Origin of the sequence: Streptomyces sp. NBC_00354 (assembly GCF_036106915.1) — a bacterium.
Taxonomy (GTDB): Bacteria; Actinomycetota; Actinomycetes; order Streptomycetales; family Streptomycetaceae; genus Streptomyces.
The window spans coordinates 8643448-8669862 of sequence record NZ_CP107983.1 but is presented as its reverse complement, the minus strand read 5'-3'; the positions used below and the strand labels follow the sequence as shown (position 1 = coordinate 8669862).

General features: G+C 68.6%; 22 protein-coding genes and 4 pseudogenes. 11 read left to right on the top strand and 15 right to left on the bottom strand.

Going from position 1 to position 26415, the window contains the following annotated elements; genetic code table 11:
• Positions 1 to 70 precede the first annotated feature (70 nt).
• The 3 genes from OHT74_RS40070 to OHT74_RS40060 all read right to left on the bottom strand — a co-directional run bounded on the left by OHT74_RS40070 (position 71) and on the right by OHT74_RS40060 (position 4311).
• Positions 71 to 1783, bottom strand: coding sequence for a glycerol-3-phosphate dehydrogenase/oxidase (locus OHT74_RS40070; RefSeq protein ID WP_328623120.1), 1713 nt, complete (start codon positions 1781 to 1783; stop codon positions 71 to 73).
• 39 nt (positions 1784 to 1822) lie between these two features.
• Positions 1823 to 3340 (bottom strand): glycerol kinase GlpK, encoded by a 1518-nt coding sequence (gene glpK / locus OHT74_RS40065; RefSeq protein WP_328623119.1) that lies wholly within the window; start codon positions 3338 to 3340, stop codon positions 1823 to 1825.
• 122 nt (positions 3341 to 3462) lie between these two features.
• Positions 3463 to 4311 (bottom strand): MIP/aquaporin family protein, encoded by an 849-nt coding sequence (locus tag OHT74_RS40060; protein ID WP_328623118.1) that lies wholly within the window; start codon positions 4309 to 4311, stop codon positions 3463 to 3465.
• A gap of 315 nt (positions 4312 to 4626) precedes the next feature.
• Between OHT74_RS40060 and dhaK the strand changes: the two genes are divergently transcribed.
• Positions 4627 to 5634, top strand: coding sequence for a dihydroxyacetone kinase subunit DhaK (gene dhaK, locus OHT74_RS40055; protein WP_267004110.1), 1008 nt, complete (start codon positions 4627 to 4629; stop codon positions 5632 to 5634).
• Positions 5635 to 5850: 216 nt separating this feature from the next.
• Here the strand turns inward: dhaK and OHT74_RS40050 are convergent.
• Both OHT74_RS40050 and OHT74_RS40045 read right to left on the bottom strand, forming a co-directional pair.
• A pseudogene (locus tag OHT74_RS40050) lies at positions 5851 to 6983 on the bottom strand (IS630 family transposase).
• Between the two features lie 40 nt (positions 6984 to 7023).
• Positions 7024 to 7551, bottom strand: a complete 528-nt coding sequence (locus tag OHT74_RS40045) for a nucleotidyltransferase domain-containing protein (RefSeq protein WP_328623489.1) — start codon at positions 7549 to 7551, stop codon at positions 7024 to 7026.
• A gap of 283 nt (positions 7552 to 7834) precedes the next feature.
• On the opposite strand from OHT74_RS40045, the gene OHT74_RS42320 reads away from it, so the two are divergent.
• Positions 7835 to 8362, top strand: a complete 528-nt coding sequence (locus OHT74_RS42320) for a hypothetical protein (RefSeq protein WP_443047660.1) — start codon at positions 7835 to 7837, stop codon at positions 8360 to 8362.
• On the opposite strand, the gene OHT74_RS40040 is transcribed toward OHT74_RS42320, so the two are convergent.
• From OHT74_RS40040 to OHT74_RS40035, 3 genes are all read right to left on the bottom strand, one after another.
• Positions 8310 to 8957, bottom strand: coding sequence for an IS5 family transposase (locus OHT74_RS40040; protein ID WP_443047659.1), 648 nt, complete (start codon positions 8955 to 8957; stop codon positions 8310 to 8312). The two genes, OHT74_RS42320 and OHT74_RS40040, sit on opposite strands and share 53 nt — an antisense overlap.
• Positions 8879 to 9097, bottom strand: a complete 219-nt coding sequence (locus OHT74_RS42315) for a transposase (protein WP_443047763.1) — start codon at positions 9095 to 9097, stop codon at positions 8879 to 8881. The genes OHT74_RS40040 and OHT74_RS42315 overlap by 79 nt, the downstream gene beginning before the upstream one ends.
• A 271-nt stretch (positions 9098 to 9368) precedes the next feature.
• A complete protein-coding gene (locus OHT74_RS40035) occupies positions 9369 to 9872 on the bottom strand; it encodes a GNAT family N-acetyltransferase (RefSeq protein WP_073492597.1) in 504 nt (167 codons plus the stop codon).
• A 204-nt stretch (positions 9873 to 10076) separates the two neighbouring features.
• Between OHT74_RS40035 and OHT74_RS40030 the strand changes: the two genes are divergently transcribed.
• From OHT74_RS40030 to OHT74_RS40015, 4 genes are all read left to right on the top strand, one after another.
• Positions 10077 to 10703: a hypothetical protein gene (locus OHT74_RS40030; RefSeq protein ID WP_328623117.1), complete on the top strand. Its 627-nt coding sequence runs from the start codon at positions 10077 to 10079 to the stop codon at positions 10701 to 10703.
• Between the two features lie 752 nt (positions 10704 to 11455).
• Positions 11456 to 11833 carry a CU044_2847 family protein gene (locus OHT74_RS40025; protein ID WP_328623116.1) on the top strand — a complete coding sequence of 126 codons (378 nt, stop codon included), beginning with the start codon at positions 11456 to 11458 and terminating at the stop codon, positions 11831 to 11833.
• An 18-nt stretch (positions 11834 to 11851) separates the two neighbouring features.
• Positions 11852 to 16090, top strand: a complete 4239-nt coding sequence (locus tag OHT74_RS40020) for an nSTAND1 domain-containing NTPase (RefSeq protein WP_328623115.1) — start codon at positions 11852 to 11854, stop codon at positions 16088 to 16090.
• 11 nt (positions 16091 to 16101) lie between these two features.
• Positions 16102 to 16623: an LppP/LprE family lipoprotein gene (locus OHT74_RS40015; RefSeq protein ID WP_328623114.1), complete on the top strand. Its 522-nt coding sequence runs from the start codon at positions 16102 to 16104 to the stop codon at positions 16621 to 16623.
• A gap of 384 nt (positions 16624 to 17007) precedes the next feature.
• On the opposite strand, the pseudogene OHT74_RS40010 reads toward OHT74_RS40015, so the two are convergent.
• Both OHT74_RS40010 and OHT74_RS40005 read right to left on the bottom strand, forming a co-directional pair.
• Positions 17008 to 17339: pseudogene (locus OHT74_RS40010) on the bottom strand (transposase); the annotation flags it as partial.
• A 319-nt stretch (positions 17340 to 17658) separates the two neighbouring features.
• A complete protein-coding gene (locus OHT74_RS40005) occupies positions 17659 to 18564 on the bottom strand; it encodes a S41 family peptidase (protein WP_328623113.1) in 906 nt (301 codons plus the stop codon).
• Between the two features lie 57 nt (positions 18565 to 18621).
• On the opposite strand from OHT74_RS40005, the gene OHT74_RS40000 reads away from it, so the two are divergent.
• Entirely contained in the window at positions 18622 to 19164 is a 543-nt protein-coding gene (locus OHT74_RS40000) for an ArsR/SmtB family transcription factor (RefSeq protein ID WP_328623112.1), read from the top strand.
• Between the two features lie 355 nt (positions 19165 to 19519).
• Here OHT74_RS40000 and OHT74_RS39995 read toward each other — a convergent pair whose 3' ends face one another.
• The gene (locus tag OHT74_RS39995; RefSeq protein WP_266671948.1) at positions 19520 to 19891 is read right to left on the bottom strand and encodes a winged helix-turn-helix transcriptional regulator; all 372 of its coding nucleotides are present in this window, start codon (positions 19889 to 19891) and stop codon (positions 19520 to 19522) included.
• 84 nt (positions 19892 to 19975) lie between these two features.
• Between OHT74_RS39995 and OHT74_RS39990 the strand changes: the two genes are divergently transcribed.
• A complete protein-coding gene (locus tag OHT74_RS39990) occupies positions 19976 to 20881 on the top strand; it encodes an NAD(P)-dependent oxidoreductase (RefSeq protein WP_328623111.1) in 906 nt (301 codons plus the stop codon).
• Positions 20882 to 21041: 160 nt separating this feature from the next.
• Here OHT74_RS39990 and OHT74_RS39985 read toward each other — a convergent pair whose 3' ends face one another.
• The gene (locus OHT74_RS39985; RefSeq protein WP_328623110.1) at positions 21042 to 21179 is read right to left on the bottom strand and encodes a hypothetical protein; all 138 of its coding nucleotides are present in this window, start codon (positions 21177 to 21179) and stop codon (positions 21042 to 21044) included.
• Between the two features lie 661 nt (positions 21180 to 21840).
• Here OHT74_RS39985 and OHT74_RS39980 point away from each other — a divergent pair.
• Both OHT74_RS39980 and OHT74_RS39975 read left to right on the top strand, forming a co-directional pair.
• Positions 21841 to 22305, top strand: a pseudogene (locus tag OHT74_RS39980) (IS3 family transposase); the annotation flags it as partial.
• A gap of 112 nt (positions 22306 to 22417) precedes the next feature.
• The gene (locus tag OHT74_RS39975; protein ID WP_266671945.1) at positions 22418 to 22711 is read left to right on the top strand and encodes a hypothetical protein; all 294 of its coding nucleotides are present in this window, start codon (positions 22418 to 22420) and stop codon (positions 22709 to 22711) included.
• Between the two features lie 106 nt (positions 22712 to 22817).
• Here the strand turns inward: OHT74_RS39975 and OHT74_RS39970 are convergent, their stop codons facing one another.
• Complete coding sequence (locus OHT74_RS39970; protein WP_328623109.1) at positions 22818 to 23249, bottom strand: hypothetical protein; 432 nt, start codon at positions 23247 to 23249, stop codon at positions 22818 to 22820.
• Positions 23250 to 23577: 328 nt separating this feature from the next.
• Here OHT74_RS39970 and OHT74_RS39965 point away from each other — a divergent pair.
• Positions 23578 to 23778: pseudogene (locus OHT74_RS39965) on the top strand (IS630 family transposase); the annotation flags it as partial.
• A 78-nt stretch (positions 23779 to 23856) separates the two neighbouring features.
• Here the strand turns inward: OHT74_RS39965 and OHT74_RS39960 are convergent.
• On the bottom strand, positions 23857 to 24189 hold the full coding sequence (locus OHT74_RS39960) for a hypothetical protein (protein ID WP_328623108.1): 333 nt from the start codon (positions 24187 to 24189) through the stop codon (positions 23857 to 23859).
• A gap of 88 nt (positions 24190 to 24277) precedes the next feature.
• A complete protein-coding gene (locus tag OHT74_RS39955) occupies positions 24278 to 26125 on the bottom strand; it encodes a ricin-type beta-trefoil lectin domain protein (protein WP_328623107.1) in 1848 nt (615 codons plus the stop codon).
• Positions 26126 to 26415: the final 290 nt, after the last annotated feature.

Here is a 26415-nt window from a genome sequence, read left to right as displayed (position 1 = left end):
CACCCCAAACAGCCTCAAACCCAGCGCCCCATCCTTGACGCAGGACATAGAGACACCCCCGCGCGGCCGTTCATTTCACCGGGATGATGTCGGGGGCGCCGAGCCGCACCGCGTCGGCGGTCCGGTCGTCCGGCTGCTGCTGGGCCTCGCGCTCGGCGGCCACGCGCTTGAGGTAGTGGTCGACCTCGCGGTCCTGGTGCGCCCGGTCCCATCCCAGGTGGGGCGCCATCAGCTGGGCCACGGTCGGCGCCGCGTCGACCCCGCGGTCCCAGGACTCGATGGAGATCCGGGTGCGCCGGGCGAGGACGTCCTCCAGGTGGCGGGCTCCCTCGTGGGTCACCGCGTACACGGCCTCGACCCTCAGGTAGTCGTCGGAGCTCGGCAGTGCCTCGCCGAGCGCGGGGTCGGCCGCCACCAGGGCGAGCAGCTCGGGCGCCAGGGAGCCGTAGCGGTTCAGGAGGTGCTCGATGCGGGCGACATGGAGCCCGGAGCCCTCGGCAAGCCGGTGCCGCGAGTTCCACAGCGCCGGGTAGCCGTCTGCGCCCAGCAGCGGAACGCGGTGCGTGACGCAGTCGGGGATCTTCTCGTCCAGGGCGCGGGCGGCCTCGTCGACCGCGTCCTTGGCCATCACCCGGTACGTGGTGTACTTGCCGCCCGCCACCACGACGAGTCCGGGCACAGGATGGGCGACGAGGTGCTCCCGGGACAGCTTGCTGGTCTCCGCCGCCTCGCCGGACAGCAGGGGGCGCAGGCCGGCGTAGACGCCCTCGACGTCCTCGGGGACCAGGGGGGTGGCCAGGACGCTGTTGACGTGTTCCAGCAGGTAGGTGACGTCCTTGGAGCTGAGGGCGGGGTGGGCCTTGTCGAGTGTCCAGTCCGTGTCTGTGGTCCCGATGATCCAGTGCCGGCCCCAGGGGATGACGAACAGCACGCTCTTCTCGGTGCGCAGGATCAGACCGGTGCGGGAGTTGATGCGGTCCCGGGGGACGAGCAGGTGGACGCCCTTGGAGGCGCGGACGTGGAACTGGCCGCGGGTGCCGGCCATGGCCTGGGTGTCGTCCGTCCACACCCCGGTCGCGTTGATGACCTGCTTGGCCCGCACTTCCGTCTCGTCGCCGCTCTCCAGGTCCGTGACGACGGCGCCGACCACCCGCTCGCCCTGTCGCAGGAAGCGGCTGACGCGGGTGCGGTTGGTGGTCAGTGCCCCGTACGAGGCGGCCGTGCGGGCGAGGAACATGGTGTGCCGGGCGTCGTCGACCTGGGCGTCCCAGTACTGGATGGCGCCCACCAGAGCGTCGGAGCGCAGGGCAGGCGCCTCGCGCAGGGCCCGGTGCCTGCTCAGGTGGCGGTGGTGGGGCAGGCCTCCGGAGGTGCCGGCGGCCCGGGCCATCGCGTCGTACAGCAGCACGCCGCTGCCGACGTACGGGCGCTCCGTGACGCGGTGTTGCAGGGGGTAGAGGAACGGCACCGGACGTACCAGGTGGGGGGCGAGGAACCGGAGCAGGAGGCCCCGTTCCTTGAGTGCTTCGGCGACGAGGCGGAAGTCGAGCATCTCCAGGTAGCGCAGGCCGCCGTGGATGAGTTTGCTGGAGCGGCTGGACGTACCCGAGGCCCAGTCGCGGGCTTCGACGAGTCCGACGCTCAGGCCCCGGGTGGCAGCGTCCAGGGCGGCCCCGCTGCCGACGACGCCGCCTCCGACGACGAGGACGTCGAGTTCGCCCTGTCCCATGTCGGCGAGGGCCTGTGTGCGGCCTTGGGGTGAGAGGGCCACCGGATCGACCATGGTCTCCTCCTCAGTGCTGCGGGCGCGCGCGGCCGGAACCTATTCGACCTTGGCCCAGTCGAGCGTGCGCTCCACCGCCCGCTTCCAGCCCTCGTACCCTTCGGTGCGCCGTTCCTCCGACCACTCGGGGTTCCAGCGCTTGGACTCCTGCCAGTGGGTGCGCAGTTCGTCCGTGTCCCGCCAGAAGCCGGTGGCGAGCCCGGCCGCGTAGGCGGCGCCGAGCGCGGTCGTCTCGGCGACCACCGGACGGCTGACCGGTACGCCGAGGACATCGGCCTGGGTCTGCATGCAGAGGTCGTTGGCCGTCACTCCGCCGTCGACCTTGAGTACGTCGAGGTGGACGCCGGAGTCCTGCTCCATGGCTTCCACCACGTCGCGGGTCTGGTAGCAGATGGCCTCCAGGGTGGCCCGCGCCAGGTGGCCGTTGTCGTGGTAGCGGGCCAGGCCGACGATCGCGCCGCGGGCGTCGGAGCGCCAGTACGGGGCGAACAGGCCGGAGAAGGCGGGGACGAAGTACATGCCGCCGCTGTCCTCGACGGTGCGTGCCAGGCGCTCGCTCTCGGCGGCGTCGCCGATGATCTTCAGCTGGTCGCGCAGCCATTGCACGGCGGAGCCGGTGACCGCGATGGATCCTTCGAGGGCGTAGATCACGGGGTCGTCGCCGAACTGGTACGCCACGGTGGTCAGGAGGCCGTGCTGCGAGCGGACCAGTTCCGTCCCGGTGTTGAGCACCAGGAAGTTGCCGGTTCCGTACGTGTTCTTCGCCTCGCCGGGCGCGTAGCAGACCTGCCCGACCGTGGCCGCCTGCTGGTCGCCGAGGACACCGGTGATGGGAATGGCCTCGCGCAGCGGCCGGGAGGTGCGGGTCCGCCCGTACGCCTCCGGGTGGGAGGACGGGTTGATGGTGGGCAGCATGGCCCGGGGTACGCCGAAGAAGCCGAGCAGTTCGTCGTCCCAGTCGAGGGTTTCCAGGTCCATGAGCATGGTGCGGCTGGCGTTGGTGACGTCGGTGGCGTGGACGCCGCCGTCGGGTCCGCCGGTGAGGTTCCACAGCACCCAGCAGTCGGTGTTGCCGAAGAGGGCGTGGCCCCGCTCGGCGGCCTCCCGCACGCCGTCGACGTTCTCCAGGATCCATTGGATCTTGCCGCCGGAGAAGTAGGTCGCCGGTGGCAGCCCCGCTCTACGGCGGATGACGTCGCCCTGGCCGCCGCGCTCCAGTGCAGCGGCGATGGAGTCAGTACGGGTGTCCTGCCAGACGATGGCGTTGTAGTACGGGCGGCCGGTGCGGGGGTCCCACACGACGGTCGTCTCGCGCTGGTTGGTGATGCCGACGGCCGCCAGGTCGGAGGCGTCGAGGTTTCCGTGCCGGAGGGCGTTCTGGATCACCGAGTTGGTGCGTTCCCAGATCTCCACCGGGTCGTGTTCGACCCACCCCGAGCGCGGGAGGATCTGGGAGTGCTCCAGCTGGTGCCGCGCCACCTCGTTGCCGGCGTGGTCGAAGATCATGAAACGGGTGCTCGTGGTTCCCTGGTCCACTGCGCCGACGAAGTCAGCCATGGGGTGCCGCCTCCTCTTGGGGGTGCCGTGTGTGGGGGCTGTCGTCCGGGAGGGGACGGGACGGACGGTCGGCCGGACGTGCCGTGCCGTGGCGTGCCGTGTTCCGCCCGCCCCGGATCCGGTCAGCTCTCGTCCGGTGCCGGTACGCGTCCGGGAGGCTCCGGTTCGGCGGTCGGCAGGAACCGGCCGATGAGGAGCTTGTATATACCCGCACCCAGCACACCGCCGATGAACGGGCCGATGATCGGCACCCAGAAGTACAGGTGCCCGTACTGATCTCTCCAGGCCCCTCCGTACCCGGTGAGGAAGCTGGCCAGACGGGGGCCGAGGTCACGGGCCGGGTTGATCGCGTACCCGGCGTTGGTGCCCCAGGCCATGCCGATCGCCACGACGATCAGGCCGACGATGAACGGGGCCAGGTTGGCGCCCGGGGGCGTGCCCAGCAGGTCCGTGACCGCGAAGATCAGCAGGAGCAGGATCGCGGTGCCGATGATCTGGTCGCGCAGTGCGCCCCACTCGGTCACCGGCAGGTTGGTGTTTCCGTTGGCCGGGAGCGTGGAGAAGACGCCCTGCGTCTTGATGGTGTGACCGGGGTCGGCCTTGGCCAGCGCCTCGGTGTAGTTCCAGCGGACGATCAGGGCCGCCACGAAGGCTCCGGCCAGCTGGGCCAGCGCGTAGGGGGCGACCCTCTTCCACGGGAAGCCCTTGAAGGCCGCAAGGGCGAGGGTCACCGCGGGATTGAGGTGAGCACCGCTCAGCCTCGCCGCGACGTAGACGCCCAGGGTCACGCCGAGACCCCAGGCCCAGGCGATGCTGTCGTGGTTTCCGAGGCCGCCCGCGGGGTCCGTCAGGGCTCCGCCGGCGACCACCTGGGCCACGACACCACAGCCGAAGAGGATGAGGATCATGGTGCCGGCGAATTCGGCCGAGAGTTCGCCGACCAGCCCATGTGCTTTGAGACGCTCCTTCATGGGTGCCCGCTTCCCGCCGGTCCGAAGACCGGCATTCGACTGCCCCGAGCCCCCCGGTTTCAGCGTAAGACGGGTCGCCTGTACCGGAAAGGCGAGGGCGGTCCGGTCCCGCGGAGGCCAGTGCCCGCTTCGGATTCCTCGATCTTTCTCCGAGGCGGTCGCCCGAGCTCTCGCGGATGTCCGCGGCGTGGCAGCACACTGTTCGTGTGGCGTTTCCTCGCTGACGCGCCCGCACGGCGCCCGGCGCACGGCGCTCGGTACTCCGTGACGGCGCCGGACTGCTCACCCGCCGCTGCTTCGACCGGGAGGCACACGATGAAGATGCTGATCAACAGTCCGCAGACCGTGGTCACCGACGCCCTCCGGGGGCTGGCCGCAGCCCACCCGGACCTGGACGTGGATGCCGAGGCCCGGGTAGTCGTACGGCGGGACGCGCGGCAGGGCGGGCGGGTCGGTCTCGTCTCCGGCGGCGGGTCCGGACACGAGCCCTTGCACGCCGGCTTCGTCGGACACGGAATGCTGTCCGCCGCCTGTCCGGGCGAGGTGTTCACTTCCCCCGTGCCCGACCAGATGGTGCGGGCGGCCAAGGCCGTGGACTCCGGGCAGGGGGTGCTGTTCGTCGTCAAGAATTACACCGGAGACGTACTGAACTTCGACATGGCCGCCGAACTCGCCGAGGAGGACGGCATCCGGGTCGAGCGGGTGCTGGTCAACGACGACGTAGCCGTGACCGACAGCCTGTACACGGCCGGGCGGCGCGGCACCGGGGGCACGCTCTTCGTCGAGAAGATCGCCGGGGCGGCGGCAGAGGAGGGCGCGCCGCTGGAGCAGGTCGTCGCAGTCGCCCGGCAGGTCAACGAGGCCTCGGGCAGCTTCGGCGTGGCGCTGAGCGCCTGCACCACCCCCGCCAAGGGCACCCCCACCTTCGACCTGCCGGACGGCGAGCTGGAGCTGGGCATCGGGATCCACGGCGAGCCGGGCCGGGAGCGACGCCCGATGATGTCGGCGGGGGAGATCGCAGAGGTCGCAGTGGGCTCTGTTCTGGACGACATGGCGAACGCGGCCCCGGCCGCCGACGGGCCGGTACTGGCCCTGGTGAACGGGATGGGCGCAACGCCGCTGCTGGAGCTGTACGGCTTCCACGCGGAGGTGGCGCGGGTGCTGGCGGCACGGGGCGTACAGGTGGCTCGGACCCTCGTGGGGAACTACGTCACCTCGTTGGACATGGCGGGGTGCTCGGTGACGTTGTGCCGGGCCAACGAGGAAATGCTGCGGTTGTGGGATGCGCCGGTGCAGACGGCAGCGCTGCGTTGGGGCCGCTGACCCCCCAGGCGGTCTCCCGCCGCGCATCCGCCGAGAGCCGGACATGGGCTCTGACCGGCAGCCCTCCGACCACACGTAGCCCCTGATCCAGGGCACAGCTGCATCCCCCTTACCAGTCGTGTTGGGCGCCTGCCCGCGTGTCGGACGCGGCGCCTCACTCCTGGTGCCCCAGGGGCGGGGGTCAGGAGCCCGTCGCCGCCGCGGACTAGTGCCGCATCAGGCAACGTTCGCCCTGTCGAGGACGGCGCGGAGGCGCCGGTCGTAGGCGTGGCGGTTCCGCCAGATGATGTAGCGACGGATCACGCTGCCCTGCTCTTTGTGGTCGGCGTGGTCCGTGCCATCCAGGGTGAAATAGCGCAGGGCCGTGAACTGGGCTTCGATCCGGTTGAGCCAGGAACTGTTGGTGGGTGTGTGGGCGACTCGACGTTGTTCGCTGCCGCCCAGGTGCCAACCCGCTGGCACTTCCTTGTGGTCAGGTGCGGGGAGAAGTTGTCGCAGACGATCGCGATGCGGACCTGGGGCGGATGGAGAGTGCGCAGGTAGCGGCAGAACTCCAGGAACTGGGTGCGCTTCTTGATCGGCTTGATGTGGCCGTAGAGCTTGTCCTTGGCCAGGTCCAGGGCGGCGAACAGGTGCCGTACTCCGCCGTAGCGGTTGTAGGTCGCCTGCTGCCTGCGGCGGGGTTCGCGGTCGGGGTCCTTGTGCTTGCCGCCTCGTTCGGCCCATTGCCGGCCCGGGTGGGGCATCAGGTTGAGCGGCCCGAACTCGTCCATGCAGAAGACGACTTCGGGCTCGCCCTCCTCGAGTATGACTTCGCCGCCCGTGATCGCGTAGAGGTGTTCGACGCGGGCCTTCTTGGCGGCGTAGTCCGGGTCGCGGGAGGTCTTTCAGGTCTTCAGGCGTTGAAAGGAGACGCCTTCCTCGCGGAGCAGGGTGCGCAGGCCCTCGTGGCTGATGTCGCCAACCACCCCCTCGGCGACCAGGAAGTCCGCCAGCTTGGTCAGGCTCCAGGTGGAGAACGGCAGGTCGTGCTCGGTCGGCTTGGACTTCGCCATCTTCTTGATCTCACGCCGCTCGGGCAGCGTGAAGGTCTTCGGCCGACCGCCCTTGTACTTCGGATACAGAGAGTCGAAGCCGTCGGTGTTGAAGTTGTGCAGCACGTCCCGGACCCGGTCGCCGCTGGTGAACGACACCTCGGCGATCTTCGCCACCGGCATGCCCTGCGCACACAGCAGCACCATCTGGGCTCGCCGCCAGGTCACCACCGACCCGGTACCCCTGCGGATGATCCGCAGCAGCCGCAGACCCTCGTCGTCATCGATCTCACGGACGCGTACTCGTTCTGCCACTGCCCGAGGGTAGGGGACGGCCGACAGCCAAGACCCTCACTCAGACCAGTTGCCCCATGCCCGGAGGGCCGCCTCCAGCCGGGCGATATCCTCGGCGTCCTTGGTCCGTCGAGGCCGGGAGGGATCCCAGATCGGCGTCATCCGCTTGATCTCGATCTGGGCCTGCGGACTGACGATCGCACATTGCAGCCCACCCATACGGCCCGGCATCGAGCATTCCCTCGGGCCAGGGCGCACCGGCCCATGGGCCCCCGGCGACCACCACACGGCCGGCCATATCCCGGTCCAGGAACGTAAAGCTGTTGTCCAGCCCGTCCTTGGCGAAATCGAGCTGCAGGTCGGGTGGCGGTCCTGGGATCGGTTGATAGCCGTGCAGCAGCAAGCCTTCCGCTAGGGCCCCGGCATTGTCTGTCCAGGCGAACCAGTCAATGTCCTCATGGTCTCGCGTGACCTCGCCGAGGAAGAAGTCCATGGCCCATCCACCGCGAAGCCACACTTCGACCTCAAGAGCTCCGGCAACCTGCACGATCTCAGCGATCAGGCGGAGCTGTTGATCAGCACGTCCCATGTCCACAGCCAGGCAGGCTACGCGGCAACCGCTCAGCCCAGCACATCATTTGTCTCCCACAGGGCGGGGCAAACGATGCCTGATGCGGCACTAGCGGCCGTTGCGACGCCGCCGACGAGTGCTGGCGTCGTGGAAGCGCACCACGCCAACTCCTGACCTGCCTGTGAGAAGCCGTATCTCAACCGAACGTGATCCGTTGATTTCTGCTGGTCAGGCATGGTGTAGCTCGGAATGAGAGAGACATCCGGCGTCTTGTTTCCGCTCCGTGAGCGAGGGGTGCGCGATGGCGTCGGTGCTGGGAATGCTGGAGGAGCGGGAGACAGCGGCCCGTGTGCGGGTGGAAGGGCTACGGGAGGAAGTCGCCTGGTTGGCTGAGGTGTTGGAGGCCGCCGAGATCGAGCTGGACCGGCGGGTGATGGCGCGGGAAGAGCTGGTCGAGGCCCTGGCAGCCTCGGCTGCCGAGACCACCGCCGGGACCGAGGCCGAGGAGAAAGCGGTGCTGTCGCTCGCGCCGGTGCCGGGCTCGACGGTGCCGCCCTGGCGGGAAGGGCTGCCGGTGACGGTTCTGGCGCCGGACTATCAGCGCATTCTGGGCGTGCTTGAACAGCAGCGATCCACGGGTCACGGACCGCTTCGGGCCAAGGAGATCGCGGTGGAGCTGGGCCTTGACGCGACGCCGGCGAAGGTCGAGGGGCTGCGGTCGAAAGCCCCGCGCCTGGCGGAGCGCGGGTGGCTCCTCCTGGAGGCGTCGGGGGCGTTCAGTGCCGTCCGGCGGACCGTGGCCGTCCCAGACGCCGGCTCATCCCCGTGACCATCGACCACCGGATCATCGCCTCGCTGGTGGCGGGCAGGGTCTCGTAGTCCCGGGCCAGACGGCGGGAGTTCATCAACCATGCGAACGTGCGCTCTGCCACCCACCGCCTCGGCAGCACCACGAACCCTGCCATGTCGTCGGTGCGCTTGACGATCTCCAAGGTCAGGGCGAGTTTGTCCCGGCACCAGCCGACGAGGGAGCCGGTGTAGCCGCCGTCGGCCCACACGAGGGTGATGTCGCGGTGCAGACGGCGCAGCCGCATCAGCAGGCCCGCCGCGGCGTCCCGGTCGCCGATGTTCGCAGCCGTGACCGCGACGGCCAGGAGCAGGCCGAGGGTGTCGGTCACGATGTGCCGCTTGCGGCCCGGCACCTTCTTCCCGTCGTCGTAGCCGCGTGAGGCGGCCGGCACCGTCGCGGCGGCCCGCACCGACTGCGCGTCGATGATCCCCGCAGTGGGGTCGGCCTCGCTGCCCTCGCGCTCACGGACCGTCCCGCGCAGCCGGTCGTGGACGATCAGCCCGTGCTCGCGCCAGCGGCGGAAGCAGGCGTAGACCCGGGCCCATGCGGGGAAGTCCGCAGCATCGCCCGCCACGAGATCCCGCCCGCGACCAGGTAGCGGATCGCGTCCAACAGCTGCCGGTGGCAGTAGCCCTCGGGCCGTCCACCCCGCCCCTGGAACCAGGCCGGCACCGGCAGCAACGGCCGGACGGCCGCCCACTCCGCGTCCGTCATGTCCGACGGATACCGGCGCACCCGGTCCGGATGGTCGGCCGCGTTGCCGTACACGTGCGCGAGGCAATCGCACGACACGGCGGACGAGTTGAAGTCAACAGGCTCGGGCACGTACAACAAAGACAACAGGGCCTCCGGGAACCACTCGGAATGGGATCGCACCCCCGAGCTACCAGGAGGCCCTGCTTTCACGCACGGAAACCGCCGCAGTCACCCGATCAAGACTCCCGTTCGATCGACAGCCTTCGAGATCGGTACGGGCAACAACCACTTACGTGTCGGGATGCTCCGGCAGGGCGAGCCAGTCCGACCAGGAGATCTCGCGGCCGAGGAAGCGCGGCTGCTCGAACGGCCAGTCGGCGGCGATCCACTGCGGCACCAGCGCGTCGAGGGCCTGCTCGACCTTGCTGCCCACCAGCTCGTCCACCACCCACCAGGAGATCTCGCCGTCCGCGCCGGCCCTCTCCGGTGGGTCGATGTAGACACAGCCGAGCAGAGCTGTCTCCGCCGCGTCGAACAGCGCATAGTTGAAGGACTGGTGTGCGGCGATCTCCTTCTCGTGTCGCAACAGGTCGGCTTGGTCGGCCTCGTAGGTCATGGTGGCCGCGGGCCAGCCCCAGGCCGGGCCGAAGATGGTCCACAGCCGCTCGCGCGAACCCATGACAGCCGGATAGTCGAGCGGGGTGTCCGCCTCCCGGATCGGCCGCAGGTGATGGCCACCGCCCGGCAGCGGCACCAGGACGGGGTGGACGAAGTCATCGGGAAGCCAGCTCATAGCGCCCGACCGTAGCAGCGCGCGGCCGTCCGCTCCCCTGGATTTTCCCCGTATACCGCCAGGTCCTGCTCTCATGCCGGGCAGGGCCCCCGATCACCCGATCGAGACTCCCGTTCGATCGACAGACTCCATGATCGGTATGGCAACGGCTTCTCAGGTCACCCCGGTCCTCGCCTGTGTCGAGGCCGAACTAGTCTTCGGACCATGGCTTTGCGACCTGACGAGTTTTACGACCACGCGCTTACCGCGGCAGATGGCGAGCGTCGGCTCCCGCTCGCGCGCATGACAGGGTGGGATATCAGCCCGTTCGAACCGGACGGATTGCGCGTCGCGCCGCTGCGCCCTCCGGTTCTGCCCGAGCCTCCACGACACGGCGAGGACCCGTCGAACTGCCAGGCGTGCCGTGACCGAGGCGATGGGATCTGGCTCAACGACAGTTGGCGGCTCACCCGCATCACGGGAGTCGGTGTGCCGCTGGTGCTCATGCTGCATCCGCGTGACCACTACGACATGGCTGACCTGCCCGATGAGCTGGCAGCCGAGCTGGGGGTCCTGTCCACTCACATCGTCCGCCACGTGCAGGCCCTGCCACACATTTCGCGAGCCCACGTCTACCGCATCGGAGACGGAGGCGCGCACCTGCACATCTGGTTCTTCGCACGGCCCGAGGGACAGACCCAGCTGTACGGATCATGGATGCCCGTCTGGGACGATCTGCTGCCGGAATACCCAGCAGAAGTTGCAGAGGCAGATGCGGCGATCGTGGCAGACGCATTGGTCGCCTCCATCGGGGGTCGTCGCTCGGATGCCAGCGAATCGCCGCACGCCTGATCTGCCGGCGGACGCCGAGGCTCAACCTCGTTACTCACCGCGCCAACGCGTGGTTCTCTTCGGGAACGCTGGTCGCAGACAGGCCCGGTACCTGCTCAACGACGTCCATCGGGACCAGCTCTTCCGGTCGCACAAACAGCGGCGTGCCCGGAGCCCCAGCACGACCTAGCGGAATCCAAGCGGCCGTTCGTCAGAGTGCGTTGGTAGGAGCTGTGCACTCTTCCTGCCCGCTTGCGGCCGGCCCGTCCTGCTGGTGGACACCGATTCCACCAGCGGGGCGTCGGAGGAGTCGCTGGCAGCTCCACCCTCACTCCGGCCCGAGGAAGCCGTATCCTCGACCGTCTTGCTCGCCGCGGCAGGAAGCACTCTGGCGCAACGATCCCCCGCTCCTGCCGCTGACCTGGGAATTCACGGAACCGCGGCCAGAGCCAATTTCAACTGGCCGCTGTCACCTGGCCAAGCAGGAAGGCCCTCGCACGCCTCGCCTCGTGCCCTTCACTCGCACTCTCGTGCATGGTGCCAACAGCACCGACACTGACAGTTGTTCAGGTCGTGGCCATCCAGGCTGGAACGTGCTTCACGGCCCGCAGCGGTCCGCCAGGTCTCACCAGTGAAGCGAAATACCGTCCCGTCACTGCATCGGCGGCCGTCGCTGTCGTGTCCGCCTTGTGAATGGCCGATCTCGCCACGGGCACCTTCTGCAAGCACTAGAGTGGCGCGCATCACATTGCTGCAGGTGGCGGGGGGACTCGATGCCCGATTTGCTGAGGGTGCCGTTAGAGAGCGGCGGTTCTGTGCTGGTCGAAGTCGACGACGGGCCGCAGGCTGTGGTCAGGGTCGCCAGGCCCGGTGGGATGGTGGCTGAGGCATCGGAGACGCTGGAGCGCGGTCTGGAGAGTGTTCGGGAGGCCGCGCATGCGGTGCTCAGTAGGGTCGCTGACCTACCGCGGCAACCGGACAAGATCACTCTCGAGCTCGGGTTGAAGCTGTCGGCGGGGGCAGGTGTCTTTCTCGCCAAGACTGCTGGCGAGGGGTCGCTCACTCTCACCATGGAGTGGGACAAGCAGCATCCGGATGCTGTTCCGGTCACCCAGGCGCTCGCTGCGCGCAGCGGCGCCGTGACGGGGTAGGGCGCGAGGGGCGTCGCGGTGCCCGAACCTACTCCCAACCGCGGGATTGCCCGCCTGTGGTCGCGCGGCGCGTGGGCCACACCTCAGGGGGCCGGCTTTCTAGCAGGCCCGAGGCTCGTGCTCACGTGCGCGCACGTCGTTTCAGCCGTCGCCGGGGAACGGGAACGGAGCCCCCTCACCGTGGGGCTCACCGTCGATCTGGATTTTCCGCTTACCGGGCGGCCAGTACACCGACAGACCGCGCGGCTCGTCACGCACATACCTGTCGCGGAAGACGGCTCAGGCGACATCGCCGTCCTCGCGCTCGACGAGGACCCGCCGCTTGGGACTGAGCCCGTGCGGCTGCTGGACGTTGAGACAGTGCGCGGCCACCCCTTTCGGGCTTTTGGTTTCCCTGCCGGCGACGACGAGGGTGTCTGGTCACTCGGCTCGATCGTGGACGACCGGGGACGGGGCTGGCTGCAGTTCGAGAGCACTGGTGCCTGCGAAATCCGGCAGGGATTCAGCGGCACGCCACTGTGGGACGAGCGCTTCAAGGGGGTGGTTGGCATGGTTGTCGCCACCGACGGGCGGTTCCTTCAACGGGCGGCCTACGCCATCACCGCCGACGTCCTGTTCGAGGTTCATCCTGACCTGCGTCGCCTTGCCGCGCTGCAGTCGCCGTTCCGTGGGCTGAAGTCCTTCCGGGAGGAGGATGCCGTCCACTACTTCGGGCGGCGTGAGCAGATCAAGGCGTTGACCGAGGCGGTCACCACGTCGTCGGTCGTCCCTATCATCGGGGTGTCCGGGGTCGGCAAGTCGTCGCTCGTCCACGCCGGCCTTGTCCCCGCGCTACGCAAACGTGGGGACTGCAGCATCGCCTCGCTGGTCCCGGAGCCCGCCGCGGGTGCTGAGGTCATGCTCGCTTCCGCCCTGCTGCCACTACTCAACGCGCCGGCCGAGGTCATCAAGCCGCTCGACCGACTCGAACAGGTCGAACGGCTCGCTGGGCGGCTGCGGGAGGGGGCGAGCGCTCCGCTTGTCAGGGAGCTGCTCACCCGCAGCGGGACGACCCAACTCGTCCTGATCGTCGATCAGTTCGAAGTGCTGTTCCACTGCTCGCGAGATGCCGCCGAGAACTTGGTCGAGCAATTGGTGGGCATGACCGGATGGCGCGCCGCGGACGGCGGGCCGTTGGTGCGGCTGGTCTTCGCCCTGCGGCTGGACTTCCTGAAGGCTATGCAGCGCTTCCCGGTTCTGCAGCGGGTATGCGAGGCGTCGCCCGTGCTCGTCGACCGCCTGGCTGAGGACCAGCTCCGTGACGTGGTGCTGTCCCCGGTGGCCTCGTTCCACGGGGCCGTGCGTCTGGAGGAGCGGCTCACCGAACGGCTCCTGTCGGACGCGGGCCGCAGCCCCGGCGCGTTGCCCCTGCTCGAGTTCACCCTCACCATGCTGTGGGAGCGACAGCGCCAAGGTGTCCTCGGGCACGCCGCCTACGAGGAGATCGGCCGAGTCGCAGGCGCCCTCGCGTCGCATGCCGAGCGGGTCGTCAAGGAGCGGCTGGGCGACGTGCGTGACGAGGCGCGGCGACTGTTCGTACAGCTTGTTCGCCCGGGCGATGGAGGCCTCGACAACCCGGTCGACACCGGGCGCACCGCACGCCGTACCGAGCTGCACCCCGACTGCTGGGGAGCCGCCCAACTCCTGGCCGTCCAGCGCTTGGTACACCTCGATCGCGCGTCTGACGGCGTGGAGACGGTCTCGCTCGCCCACGAGGCGCTGCTCGAACACTGGCCCGCGCTGCGTTCCTGGGTCGACGCCGACCGCGACTTTCGGAGCTGGCAGGAACATGTGCGCGAGCGCATCGTGCGCTGGCAGCAGAGCGGCCGGGAGCACGCCTTGCTGATGCGCGGCTCCGAACTCAAGCAGGCGCGGGAGTGGCTGCGCGACCGGCCGGACGACATCCCGGAGGGTGAACGCGAATACCTCCTGACAAGCCTGGAATGGCGTCAGCGCCAGCGCTCTCGCAAAGCCATCGTCGCGGCGGCGATCGCGGTGACGATGGGAACCCTGGCTGGCGTCGGTGTGCACTCGGTACGTGGCAGCAAAGCCGCCGAATTGTCGGCCGGCCTCGTGCAGCAGGCGCAGAGCCAGGCGGTCTCCCATCGGGAGAATGCCGCGCTACTGTCCGTCGCCGCCTGGCGCACCGCACCCACCCCACAGGCACATGACAACCTGTTCGCCCGCTATCTGGCCGATGCACCGTACGACGCTGTCCTGCCCGCCGGCGGGGAGGTTGCGGAGACAGCGCTGGACGACTCCGGCCAGGTCGCCGCGGTACGCAACGGTGCGGGCCGGCTTTCCGTGTGGCGCATCGGGGCCGGCGGACCCTCTCTGGTGGTCCGCATGGACGACGTATCAGCCGTCGCGGTCAGCCCCGACGGCACCCTGCTGGCCCTGGGCGGCGCCGGCAACCGCATCAAGATCTGGGACCTGGGGGAAAACAGGACCCGGCTCACCCTGCAAGCCGCGACGAGCACCACCAGCACCGCTCAGGCGGTTGACGAACTTCGCTTCGACCGCACGGGACGCCGCCTGCTGGCCCATCCTCCACAGGACGACACGGCCCAGGTATGGGACCTCGACCGACCCACCGCCCGGCCCGTCACCCTGGAACCGCTCCGTGAGCGCTCCCCCAGTGGGTTCGTCTTCGACGCGGACGGCGAGCACGTCGTGTCCTCCGGGCCGGGAGGTCAGGGCGTCTGGGACGCACGCTCTGGCCGTCTGACGGCTGTCCCCGGTTTCAACGAGCCCGAGTTCCCCCCAGGCCCCCGCCCCGTGACCTCGACGTGCGCCGACGACAAGTGGCGACTGTCCGACATCTCCGCCGGCAGTCCCGACCCCCATCTCTTCCAGAGCCTGCCTTGCAGCTCGAAAAGCGTCTTGACCGGCGAGCTGGTCGGCGTCTCGGACCGAATCGTGCTGACACGCGAGGACGAAGCGGTAACCGTGCATGACGCCGCCACCGGACAACGGCTGCTCGTATTGGCCGAGGACGGAACCAAGGGCCGCTACACCCGCTACGCCCTGGCCGGCACGAGCCGCCGCATGGCCTTCGCCCGCGGAACGGAGGTACTGGTCACTACAGCCCCGACGCCCGGCTCGCTCTCGACCGCCGCCTTCGGCGCCCAAGGCAACGCGGACACCGGCCAGCGCGACGAGGAGGCAGCGCACTTCACCCCTTCCGGCCGCTACCTGGTCACGGTAGGCGTCGGCGGCGCAATCGCAGTCTGGGACCCGACGACCGGACAGCAGATCGCAGCCACCGGTACGGGCGGGTACCAGAGTTCCGCGAGGCTTGCCTTCGACCCCGAGGAAAAGACGCTGGCCGTGAACGACGCCTCGGCGCAGTCGATCACGCTCTACGAGCTGCCCTCCCTCCGAGTACTGCGCCAGATACCCGTCGATCTGCCCCTCGGGTCGACACCCCGGACCGCGGAGGTCCTCAACCTGGGATTCACCCGGCACGGGCGCCTAGTCGCCCTGGTGGGAGGCGCTGTCTCCCAGTGGGATGTCACAACCGGCCTCAAGACGGGTGAGACGCTGCTGTTCCGGGAGAACTCGGAGGTCGACCGGAGCCGGTACGCAACCACGCTCGCAGCCGACCCTGCGTCCGAGCGGATCGCCGTGACAACCCCGGACCTGCGGGGCGTCGAGGTCTGGGATCTCCGCGAACGACGGCGGGTCACCGTAGTCATACCCGGATTCCGCGCTCCGCTCGCCGATCGGAACGCCGTACGGTTCAGCAACGACGGCCGACGTCTGCTCCTGATCGGCAAAGACGGGAGCGCGGAGGTGTGGGACGCCAGGGATGGGCACCGTGCGACCACCATCCCCCCCGACGTCGCCCGCGCCACAGCGTTTCTCTCCGATGGTGACAAGACCGTCAGCGTCAGGCGGGGCGTGGTGGAGCTGTGGGGCCCCAAAGGACTCATAACTCAAACCCGTATGCCCGCTGCCGCTCATGTGCGGGCCGTCGTGCCCTCCCCCGACGGTAAGCGCCTACTGCTGAGCGTGCCGGTGAACACCACGCAGGAGACGGAGTCGGAGTTCGGGACGAGGGCGGTCTTTCAGCTGAGACGGGCATCCCCCAGCGACTGGGCCGCCGAACTCTGCTCACATGTCACACGCAACATCTCCCAGGAGGACCTGAACACTGTGCGGTACGGAATGTTGGAGCGGGTTCTCGTGGGGGTGGCGGGGTGCGGCGAGCGGTAAATCTCCCGGCCGTGGCGGCGGTGCTCTGCCTGACGCTGGTGACAGCCTGCGGGGCGTCGGCGGACAAGGCCCAACCGGCGCCGAGCGCGTCCGTTTCACTGTGGGGCCCCGCGGGTCCGTCGGCGGGGAAGACCTCAGAGGACGGAACGGGGTCCTTCGACGTGGACCGAGCGGTGCTCCGCATCAAGCGCCTGGGATACACAGCCGATACCGAGGCCGGCACTGTGCAGGGGCTCGGTGGCCCCCTTCGTGCGATCCACGGCCGCTGTACTGGCAGCGTCGATGGGACATGCGTTGCCGTGTTCTTCTTCTACGGTAACGAGTACGCGGGCTTTGATGCGACCGGGGTCGCCCAGTCAACGATCAAGAGCCAGGACGGGAAGTCGGTCACGCTGTCCTATCCCGTGTACCTGCCGAGCGATCCACAGTGCTGTCATTCCGGCGGCGAGCGCGATTACCAGGCGCGCTGGGAAGACGGCAAGGTGGTCTTCTCACCCCCGCTGCCCGAGCATCCGAACTACCCGGACAAGTGACGTCAACCGCTGTGTCCCATGCATCGGGCCCTTGGCTTCGTAGGTGAAGGACTCGCCGATATAGCCACCCCGACGAACGGGGAACAACGGTGTCCCCGGATAACTCACTGGCCCTGGCACGGCCGCGCCTCGCTTCCATCGACCGGTGAGCACGCTGCCAGGCACCGGGCATGCAGCGGTGTAGGGGGCTGGTGACTTTGGAGGATCGGTCATGACCGATGACCGATAGAGGTCGGATCGGTCATCGGTCAAACTGCAGGTCAAAGCAGTGCGGCTGTTGGATCGGTCACGGCGGAGACAGCCGAGCACGACGACGTGCCCGGCCTCGCCCACGCTGGCCGCTCGCGTCGAATGGGCCCCAGACTCGGCGTGCTGGCGGCAGTGGCAGATGAGGGCTGCGGCTATGCCCACGAAGGCGAGGAAGTGTTCGGCCTTGCGTTCGTATCGGCGGTGCAGCCGGCGAGCCAGGACACAGTCCGTTCGACGACCCATCGGTGACGGCCGAGCCGCCCGGAGGGCTCGATGCCACGGCGGGCGATGCGGTGGCGGATTCCGCGTTTGCGGAGCCAGCGGCGCAGGTGGTCGTAGCCTTTGTCGGCGTGGAGCTTGCCGGGGCGCCGTCGGCGAGGTCCACGCCGGGACCGGATCGGCGGGATGCCCCGCACGAGCCGTTCCAGACCGAGGCTATCGTGCATGTTCGCGCCCGAGATACCGAGTTCTCCGGTTCAGTGTGGGCTTCCTCTCGTGGGCCCGGTCGCCACTCATGCCCGGATTCTCGTGGCGGTCTGGGTCGCGGACAAGCGCCCGGCCGCAACTCTGCACCAAGAGGCAAACAAGTCAAGGTACTTCGGGGCCTGAACCGCCCGATCAAGGGGTCGTTCTCGTGTCGGTCCCTTCGGCTTCTATAGAGGTGACCCTGTGATGCGGGTGGTGCGTATGCGGGGGCGCCGGAGACTGGGCCCCCGCCGCCGGGTCAGCCGTTGACGTGGAGCGAGGGAGGCGCTGCGTGCAGTGGTGTCGATGAGCTGGACCGGGTCAGCCTGTCAGTCGGGCGAGCGCCAGTGCGTGAGCGCGGTCGAGGGAGTCGGCGGCAGCGCAAGGGACGTCCGGCTGCACACCGGTGCCCTCCCAGTTCGTGCCGGAGACGGGGTTGATGGCACGGCCAAAGGGGACGGTGGCTTCCAGGTGGGGGTGCACGGTCCACCCCTGGCACGGGTGTGCGCCGCCACGGGTGGGCTCGCCGACGACTACAGCGCGGCCGAGCTGCTGGAGGTTGTACGCCAGCTCCTCGGCGGCGGAGAACGTGCTGTCACTGGACAGCACGTACAACGGCTTGCTGCCGCCGAAGCGCGCGCCGGGAACGTGCGGCAGGCTCCAGGACTGCTCGATGCGCTCGCCGCCGCGCCAGTGCATTGTGTTGAGGTGGGTGCGCTCGTCGAGCAGGTAGCTGCAGACGAAGGCGACCGTGTCCGGGTCGCCGCCCCGGTTGGCGCGAAGGTCCACGATCAGCGCCTGGGCGCGGGAGGCCAGAGTGAGCGCGGCCCCCAGCGGTTCGGCGGCCCACTCCAGCGGGAACAGCATCGGTGCCAGCTCCAGCACGGCGACCCCGCCGTCGAGCAACTGCACCCGGGGCGCACCGCCCAGCGAGGTGTCGAAGTTCCGGCGCATGGCGTCCAGCGTGGCTGCCCCCTGCTTCGGGGGCACCGGGGCGGCGTGGTGCTTCAGTCTCAGGTGTCGGTCGCCGTTGACGGACTGCAGGTCCGCGGTGACCAGCCGGGCGAGTTCCTCGGCGTCGTTGACGTCGTAGGCGCCCTCGGTGAGGCGTCGCTGGAGCAAGCCTGCGAGTTGCTCGGCTATCTCGGGGAACACGTAGTGCTCGGTCAGCAGTCGGACTGTCTCGTCGATAACAGGGGCCGTCGGAAGATTCGTTGGAGTCGTCATGGCAGGGAGTAGAGCACGGCCCTTGCTAAAGCGTCAAAGAGTTTAGACACTTTGAGTATGCGTGATCAGCCTTCCCACCTGCCGCCTCCTGAGGACGTCCTGGAGATCGGTGCGCCTGAGCAGTTCGCGGCGCTCGCCCACCCGTTGCGTCAGCGGTTGCTCTTCGCCCTGGGCCACCGGCCCGCCACCACCAGCCAGCTTGCGGTGCAGCTCGACGCTCAGAAGGGCAACGTGGCCCACCACCTCAAAGTGCTCCGCAATGCCGGGCTGATCCACGTCGCCGAGACCCGCCAGGTCCGCGGCGGCACCGAGCAGTACTACCAGCGCACGGCCCGCTGCATGGTCGTCGCCGAACCCCAAGCGGCAGGCACCGCGGCGATGCTCGCCGCGTTCGCCCAGGAGCTGGACCTCTCACCCGCCGAGACCCACCTGACGCTGCGCCACCTGCGTCTCAGCCCCGCGAAAGCGAGGGAACTCGGTGAGACCCTCGCCCAACTGGTCGACGAGGCCGAGGAAGACGCAGAGGACCAGCCCCTGCACGGCGTGTTGGTGGCGCTCTATCAGCAGGCCCTGCCAACCGGCACCACCAGTTCCACCTAGCGGTACCAACCTCACGCGACAACACACCCAGCTCACTCGAGACAAGCCGCACCCCTTGACGTCCAACCCAGCCGCCCCAGATCAGCGTGTTGCACGCGACTACCTTCCCCTCCGGAGGACAGTAGGGGCTGGGTGAAAGGGGCAGGGGTGATCGCCTAAAGCGTCGTTATCTTTTGGCGTGATCGTTCCCAGTTCGCTGACCACAGACCGGCACCCGCCCCGCCGGGCTTCCGCCCGCTCATGCAGCGGGCGCGGCGCGCACGGGACAGCGCCGACTTCGCCGCCGGCTGGGCGGTGCCCGGCAACATCCAGCCCTCAGGAAAGGCGCGCACGCACGGGTTGGTGGCCGGGATGTTTACCCGTGTGAGGTCTCGGCTACGTCGACCGCGTCGGACCCTTCGCGACGCATCCGCTCAACCCCCCAGGTGCCGAGCGGCCCGAGCGCTTGATTGAGCGTGCGCCCGTGCTCAGTCAGGGAGTACTCCACCCGCGGCGGCACCTCGGCATAGACCTCCCGGTGCACGAGGCCGTCCTCCTCCATCTCACGCAGGTGCTGCGTCAGCATCTTCTCACTCACTCCCGGCAGACCGCGACGGAGCGCAGCGAAGCGGCGTACGTGATGGGCGTCAAGTTCCCAGAGGATCAGACCCTTCCACTTGCCGCTCACCACGTCGAGCGCAGCGTCGATGCCGCAGATGTAAGGCCCGCGTCTCGGCGCCTTGGCCATCACTGATCCCCCTTACGAAATGGTAAGTACCCCAGAAAATAGTGGGTACTTCCGAGAGTAGTGGCACTCTCCGAGCATGGAGGGGTGAACGAACAACAGAACCAATCCGCGCAAGACAGCGCTGTCACCGTGATCGGGCTTGGCCCGATGGGCCAGGCAATGACCCGTACTCTCCTTACCGCTGGCCACCCGGTCACCGTCTGGAACCGCACCGCCAGTCGGGCCGACGGCGTCGTCACCGACGGGGCGACACTCGCAGCGACACCCAGCGAAGCGGTCGAAGCGAGTGACCTCGTGATCCTCAGCCTCACCGACTACCGGGCGATGTACGGCATCCTCGACAGCGCCACGGCATCGCTCGCTGGCCGGACGCTGGTCAACCTGAGCTCGGACACGCCCGACCGCACACGCGAGGCTGCAATCTGGGCGGCGGGCCATGATGCCGCCTTCCTCGCCGGGGGTGTCATGGTCCCGGCGCCGATGGTCGGCACGGAGGCGGCCCATGTCTACTACAGCGGCCCCGACGAGGTGATGGAGAACCACCGGGCGGTGTTGGCATCGCTCGGCACGCCAAAGCATCTGGGCGAGGATCCGGGCCTCGCCCAGATGATGTATCAAGCCCAGCTCGCGGTGTTCCTCACCACCCTGTCCGCGCTGATGCACGCCACCGCGATGCTGGGCACCGCAGGAATGAAGGCCAAGGAAGCGCTGCCGGAGTTGCTCTCCTCCGCCGACTCGATCGGTGCCATCCTGAGGGCTGGCGAAGAGACCCCCGGCGCCGCGCTGGATACCGGCGAGCATCCGGGCGACCTCAGCACGGTCACCATGATGGGCGCGACGGCCGACCACATCGTCGAGACCAGCACGTCACTCGGCCTCGACCTCGCTCTCCCCCTGGCCGTGCAGGCTCACTACTGGCGCGCGATCGAGAACGGACACGGCAGCGACAACTGGACCCGCATCATCGACAGCATCCGAGAACCGCGCTGACCAAATGCCGGACCGATTGGGCCCGGCACTCCCGCTCGATGCTTGGCTACATGCGGCGCGAGGACGGCTGGGACGACAACGCCTCCGCTGGCCTCACCTAGACACCGTGCCCCCGGTCAGACCTGTTAGCCCCAACAGGTCCGCCCGGGGGCACGGGCAATCATCCCCGAGCGTACGGGGAGCACTTGGGGCTGATTGCGATCATGAAACCCGCGAGGCCGGGCGCCACGAGCAGCGGGCCGAACCAGCGCGGGGGGCGCGGCTGCTGCGGCTGGGGGTCGGTCGTGGGCGTGGTCATGGTGCAGTCCTTCCGGGCGTGCTGCGGTCGAGCCACAGGCGGAGCGGAGCGTGGACTGCCGTCCGCGCTTGCATCACGGGCTGACGGCGAGCGCACCGTGCGGGTTCGAGCACCAAGCCCCGCCCCCCGAGGCATGGCCGGGCAGGTCGTCGTACAGCAGGGCAGACCATTCGCCCCGCCCATCAAAACCGTCTGCGGGCCGGAGGCCGGTACCCGGAGGGACAGCAAGGCGTTGAACGTGTTGAACGGGCGGCCTCCGGGTGGGTCGGTGACGAGAGGAAGCGCCCGCACGAGTCAACTCCAGCGCCGGCCGGACGAACGGCCTTTCAGGCGGACTCTTCTCCGGACTTTCCGCGTGTGGCGGACTTTCGGAGCGCGGGGCGAGCGTTCCGCGCCGCCGACGGGTGGCTCCCGCTGGCCTGGCTCTGGTTAAGGGCTAGGTTGTCCCTGAGGCTGATCCTTTGGAGTGGACACCCTGACAATGGATCTTGATGGTCCAGGGAGGGATGTCCAGGTGGGACGCAGGTCTCCGTATCCGGAGGAGTTCAGGAAGGACGCTGTCGCGCTCTACCGTGCTCTCGGCTTTGAGCAGCCGGGCGTTCTCCGCCTGCAGCCGGGTCAGCTCGTCCGCCTCGCTCCCGCCCGCGTCACGACGTCCGGACAAGGAATGGCATCTCGAGCGCGAGATTCTGCGCAGGGCAGCCGCTTATTTCGCCCGGGAGGTGAAGTGAGATCCCGCCGCTGGGCCTTCATCTCCGACAACCGCGCCGACTTCGGCGTCAAGCGGATCTGCCGGGTGCTCGGAACATCCCGCGCCGGCTACTACAGGCACCTGGCCACCGAGCAGGACCGCGCCGAGCGACGGGCCGTGGAAGCCCGGACCGTGGCCGAGATCCGTGCGATCCACTCCGAACACGGTGGCGCCTACGGCGCCCCGCGCGTCCACGCCGAGCTCCGTGCCCGCGGACACGCGATCAACCGCAAGCGCGTCACGCGGCTGATGCGGGTCAACCACATCGCCGGCCGGCACCTGCGCAGGAAGAAGCGGACGACCATCGCGGACAAGACCGCGCCGCCCGTGCCGGACCTGGTAATGCGCGACGTCACCGCGGACACGCTGAACACTGGTCGAGGCCTGGCCAACCGGCGCCGCCTACGCCTGGGAGACGTCCGACCGGCGCCTGTGCTGGGCGTCGGTCGGCGAAACTGGATTCTCCGAGCGGGCTGCCACCGATCCCATGGCCATCGGAAACTCGCGCGGGGTGGACCCGCTCGCAACCCTCTTCACCGATGGCTGGGTTCGTCTCTTCGCTGCCGACCACCAGCAGGTGACCTCTGCGACCTACGACGGCGAACCCCTGGAAGTCCGTCGGGTCGGTACCGTCGCGGACGGTGCCCGGACCCTGTACGCGGTGTGGTTCCCGGACTACACGAAGGGCAGCATCACGTTGCTCCTGAGCCACGACGGCACGACGTCCAAGGCTCCGCTCCAGCTCAGCGACGCCGGCGACCGCACCTGCGCCCCCTCCTAGGACTTGTCCGGCCGGTCCTGCCCGGAGCCAGACGAAACCGGTCCGGCCCCGGGCAGGACCGGCAAACAGCGACTTCAGCATTTGTCCGGCCCCTGTCTGCGCCGGGTCACCAGCACAACCGCGGGTCTTGTACGTCCTCCGGCGAGTGCCGGTCCTCTCCCCTGCCCAGACCGGTCCGGACCAGGAAGCCAGGGTCCACCTCCCACGGCGAGGAAGCGCAGTGCACCCGCTGGGTGCCGGGGATCCCCACCTCCACGAGGACTCCGTCCCGGAACATCCACAGACCGAACAGGTCATCGTCCTCGTCATGCAGCATGACCTGCACGCAGGCGGGCTCGTTCCAGGGCAGGGACTCCAGGTCCTTGAGCACCCCGCGGCGCCGGTTCCACCGCTCGAATTCGATGTGCCAGCCCCCGACGAACATGGGGATCTGCACGAAGCAGCCCTGCCAGGTGCGGGCCTCGTCCGGCCACGTCAGCGGCTCCATCACCTCATCCTCGTACCGGGCCAACACGATGACCTGCGCCATTCTGCTCATGCCCACATGTCACACCGCGCCGGGCACCGAGGGCAAACGGTTTGGGACCCGGAGCCGTCGGGGCTCCTTCGTCGCCCGGAGTTCGCCCGAGAGCAGCCGCTCCCCAGGTAGCCGGCCTCCTCTCTACGTCAAGCGCACAGTCGTCGTGAAGTGACGCCCCCTGCGGCCACGGCCGAGTGGCATCCAGGGAGCCGAAAGAGGGGCGCTGACCTGGATGCGTCAGCGCCCTCCGGGCGGCCGGGCGGCGACGCCGACCGGACTTCGAGGGCACTCGCCCACTCGACAGCCGGGTCAGCTGCCGATGATGTCCAGGAGGAGAAGCCATTTCATACCCGAGGACGGCGTACCCGAAGTGGTTTTCTGCATGGATGAGTTCGGGCCGCTCAACCTCCAGACCCACCCCGGGAGGCAGTGGGCGGAGCGCGGCGGCCGGCACAAGGACCCCGACCGCGATCCCCGACCCCGCCGCCGGGCGCCCTACACCCGACCTCACGGGGCCCGGCACCTGTTCGCCGCCTACGACCTCGCCAACGGTCGGACCGGGTGGCGGCTCCGCCGTCCTCGCTGAGGTCCGCGCTGGTGGTCCCCTCACCGAGGCGGACATGGATCACCAGGTGCGTGGCCTCAAGGCGGTGCCCGGCCCGGGAGAAGCGCCTCCGCCTTCAAGGGGGAGTCCACCGCCGGTCAGATCGGGCTGCAGTGTGCCGGTCCCCGGCAGGGTGACGCGGGTCCCGGCGGCCGTTCCGGGGGCGATGGCCTCGAGCGTCACGCCCTGGGCTGCCAGCGCATCGGCCGCGTCCGGTGCCAGGCAGAATACGCCCTTGCCATTCACCCGCAGATCGACGCTGACCGCACCGGCTTGGACTGCCGTGACTGCGAGGACTGCTGCCACCGCAGTGCCCAGGACCAGCAGCCTCTTCTTACACCTGAAGATCTTCATCCTCCAGTTCTGTCCGGACAGACTCCGATCCGACGCACCGGTCTGCACGGAGCCGCACTCGGCGAGTGCGGCTCCGTGCACTGCCGTCTCAGCTGATCGCGATGTCGTCGATGTAGCCGCGGTAGCTGCCGGAGCCCGGGGTCTTCTGGTCGTAGCCGACCAAGATCCGGCTGATCTGCTTGCCCGCGTTCTCGTCGAGGCTGACCGTGACGTGGTTCCAGGTGTCGAGGGTGAGGGCCGTGCACTGTTCGGCGGGGCTGATCCGGTGGCCCCTTTGGTCCCAGGACCAGCTGTCACGCAGGGTGCTGCCGTCGGTAAATACCAGGTCCACGGCGGCACATGCGCTATTTCTCGACCCTTCGGCGACCGCGGCGGCGGTGACGTGGCTCTGCGGGTAGATCCAGTAGCTGAGGGCCTTTCTGTCAGGCACCGCGGTGCCTATGGCCAGCGGGCTGCCGCTCAGGTCGTAGACCTTCATGTAGGCGTCGGCGTGGTCCGTGCCGGTCCGGGTGGTTCCGGAGTACACCAGTGCGCCGGTGCCGGTGTGGGCGGTTCCATCACTGCCGATCCCTGCCTGCGGGCCGTCGACATTGTGGAGGCCTCCACCGGCCATGTCGACTGCGTGGGTCCAGGCCGGCACCGGGTCGCTCGACTCGAAGCCAGAGTGGAAGCTGCTGGCCGTGGTCGGCTTTTGCGGCTGGACGGGAGCCGGTGCGGGCTGATCTGGTGTGGTCATGCTCTTGGTCGGTCCGTCACTGATGCAGGCGGGCTGCCGTACCCATTGGCCGTTCTCGTCGAGCTTGTCCGCAGCGACACCCGAGTCGTACATCATGGTGGCTCCCGACCCGGCGGGGTAGGTGACGGTGATCTCGGCGTCGGTGGAGTAGGTCCACTCGTCCCAGCTGCCCTTGGCGAAGACGAACCGGCCGGTGTAGGTCTTGCTGACCGGGAAGGCCTTCACCCAGGTCGTGGAGTGTGCAGGCGCCGCGGGGACCACGGCGTGGTAGGTCTTCTCCTCCGTGTTGGTCGTACCGGTCTGGACCGAATGGGTGATCAGCTGGGATGCCTCGACCGCGAAGTCGGCGTGCCAGAAATCACTGGAGGAACCCAGCTTGACGGTGATGGTTTCCTTCGTGCCGTTGGCGATGGAATCCGTCGTGATGGTGGAGGTGCTGTTCGTCACCTTGTAGTCGACGGTGGTCGACGGGATCGCTGCGTCGGTGTGCTGCGCCTGCAGGCACAGGGCCACCCCTGCAGCGTTGCCGGTCACCGCCGCCTGCGTCTGGCTGTAGCTGCAGTACGGGTAGGCCGAATGCGCAAGGACGGCGGCATCACATTTGGTCAGCGCGTACTTGGCGGCCCAGTCAGTGGTGAAGTCCTTCCCGCTGCCGAAGCGGGAGCCCCACAACTGGTTCTCCTTGCCGTGACACGGCCACATGTTCAGGTAGTCGGCGTGCCCGGCGAGCCAGCTGCTCGCCACGTCCACGCATTGGTCGTCGACTACGTTGCGGATCATGAACTTCGTTCCCGAGCCCTTGAGCTGACCCGGCTCGAAATACCAGTACTGATACTTCTGGGAGCCGTCGCACCGCTGCTGCTCCACAGGCCGGATCCGCCACGTGGAGTCCCACCATCCCGGCATCAGACACAAGCCGGAATTCGTCTTGATCTGGAAACTTCCGTCACCCTGCGGTTGCAACGAAAACACCTGGTTGGAGCCGTCGTTGCGTTCATAGGCCTGCAGCCACGCCCCGGAATCGGACGAACTCCCGGGCACATCCATTGCCCGCTGGTCCTTGGCGAGCATGAAGACACAGTCCTCGGCGCTCTTGCCGTCACCGGCGTAGCGGCACTGGTGGGACGTCTCTCCGGCCGCCTGCGCCTGCTGGGCCCCCGCCCCCAGTAGGGCGGCGACCAACGCGAAAATCGTCGACACCAGGACCCCGATGGGTACCGGGGGTCTGGGGCGCCGCCTTCTGGGCACATGAGCCCGAACGGCATCGCTTCTGTGCATCTGCCACTTCCTCCTTCGTCGTGGCACCCTGCACGGTGCGCCTCCGCCTCCGGGGGATCAGAAGCGGCCCCAGGACTTCGCCGCACTAGGTGAGGGCCCATTCGTTCGATCCGACGGTCCTGCGAGGAGGGAGCCGTCGTCGCACCGCCAACGTAGGAACGGGCAGCTGCCGATACATCCGTCACCTGACGTAGGAATGCTCGGGGCCGGTG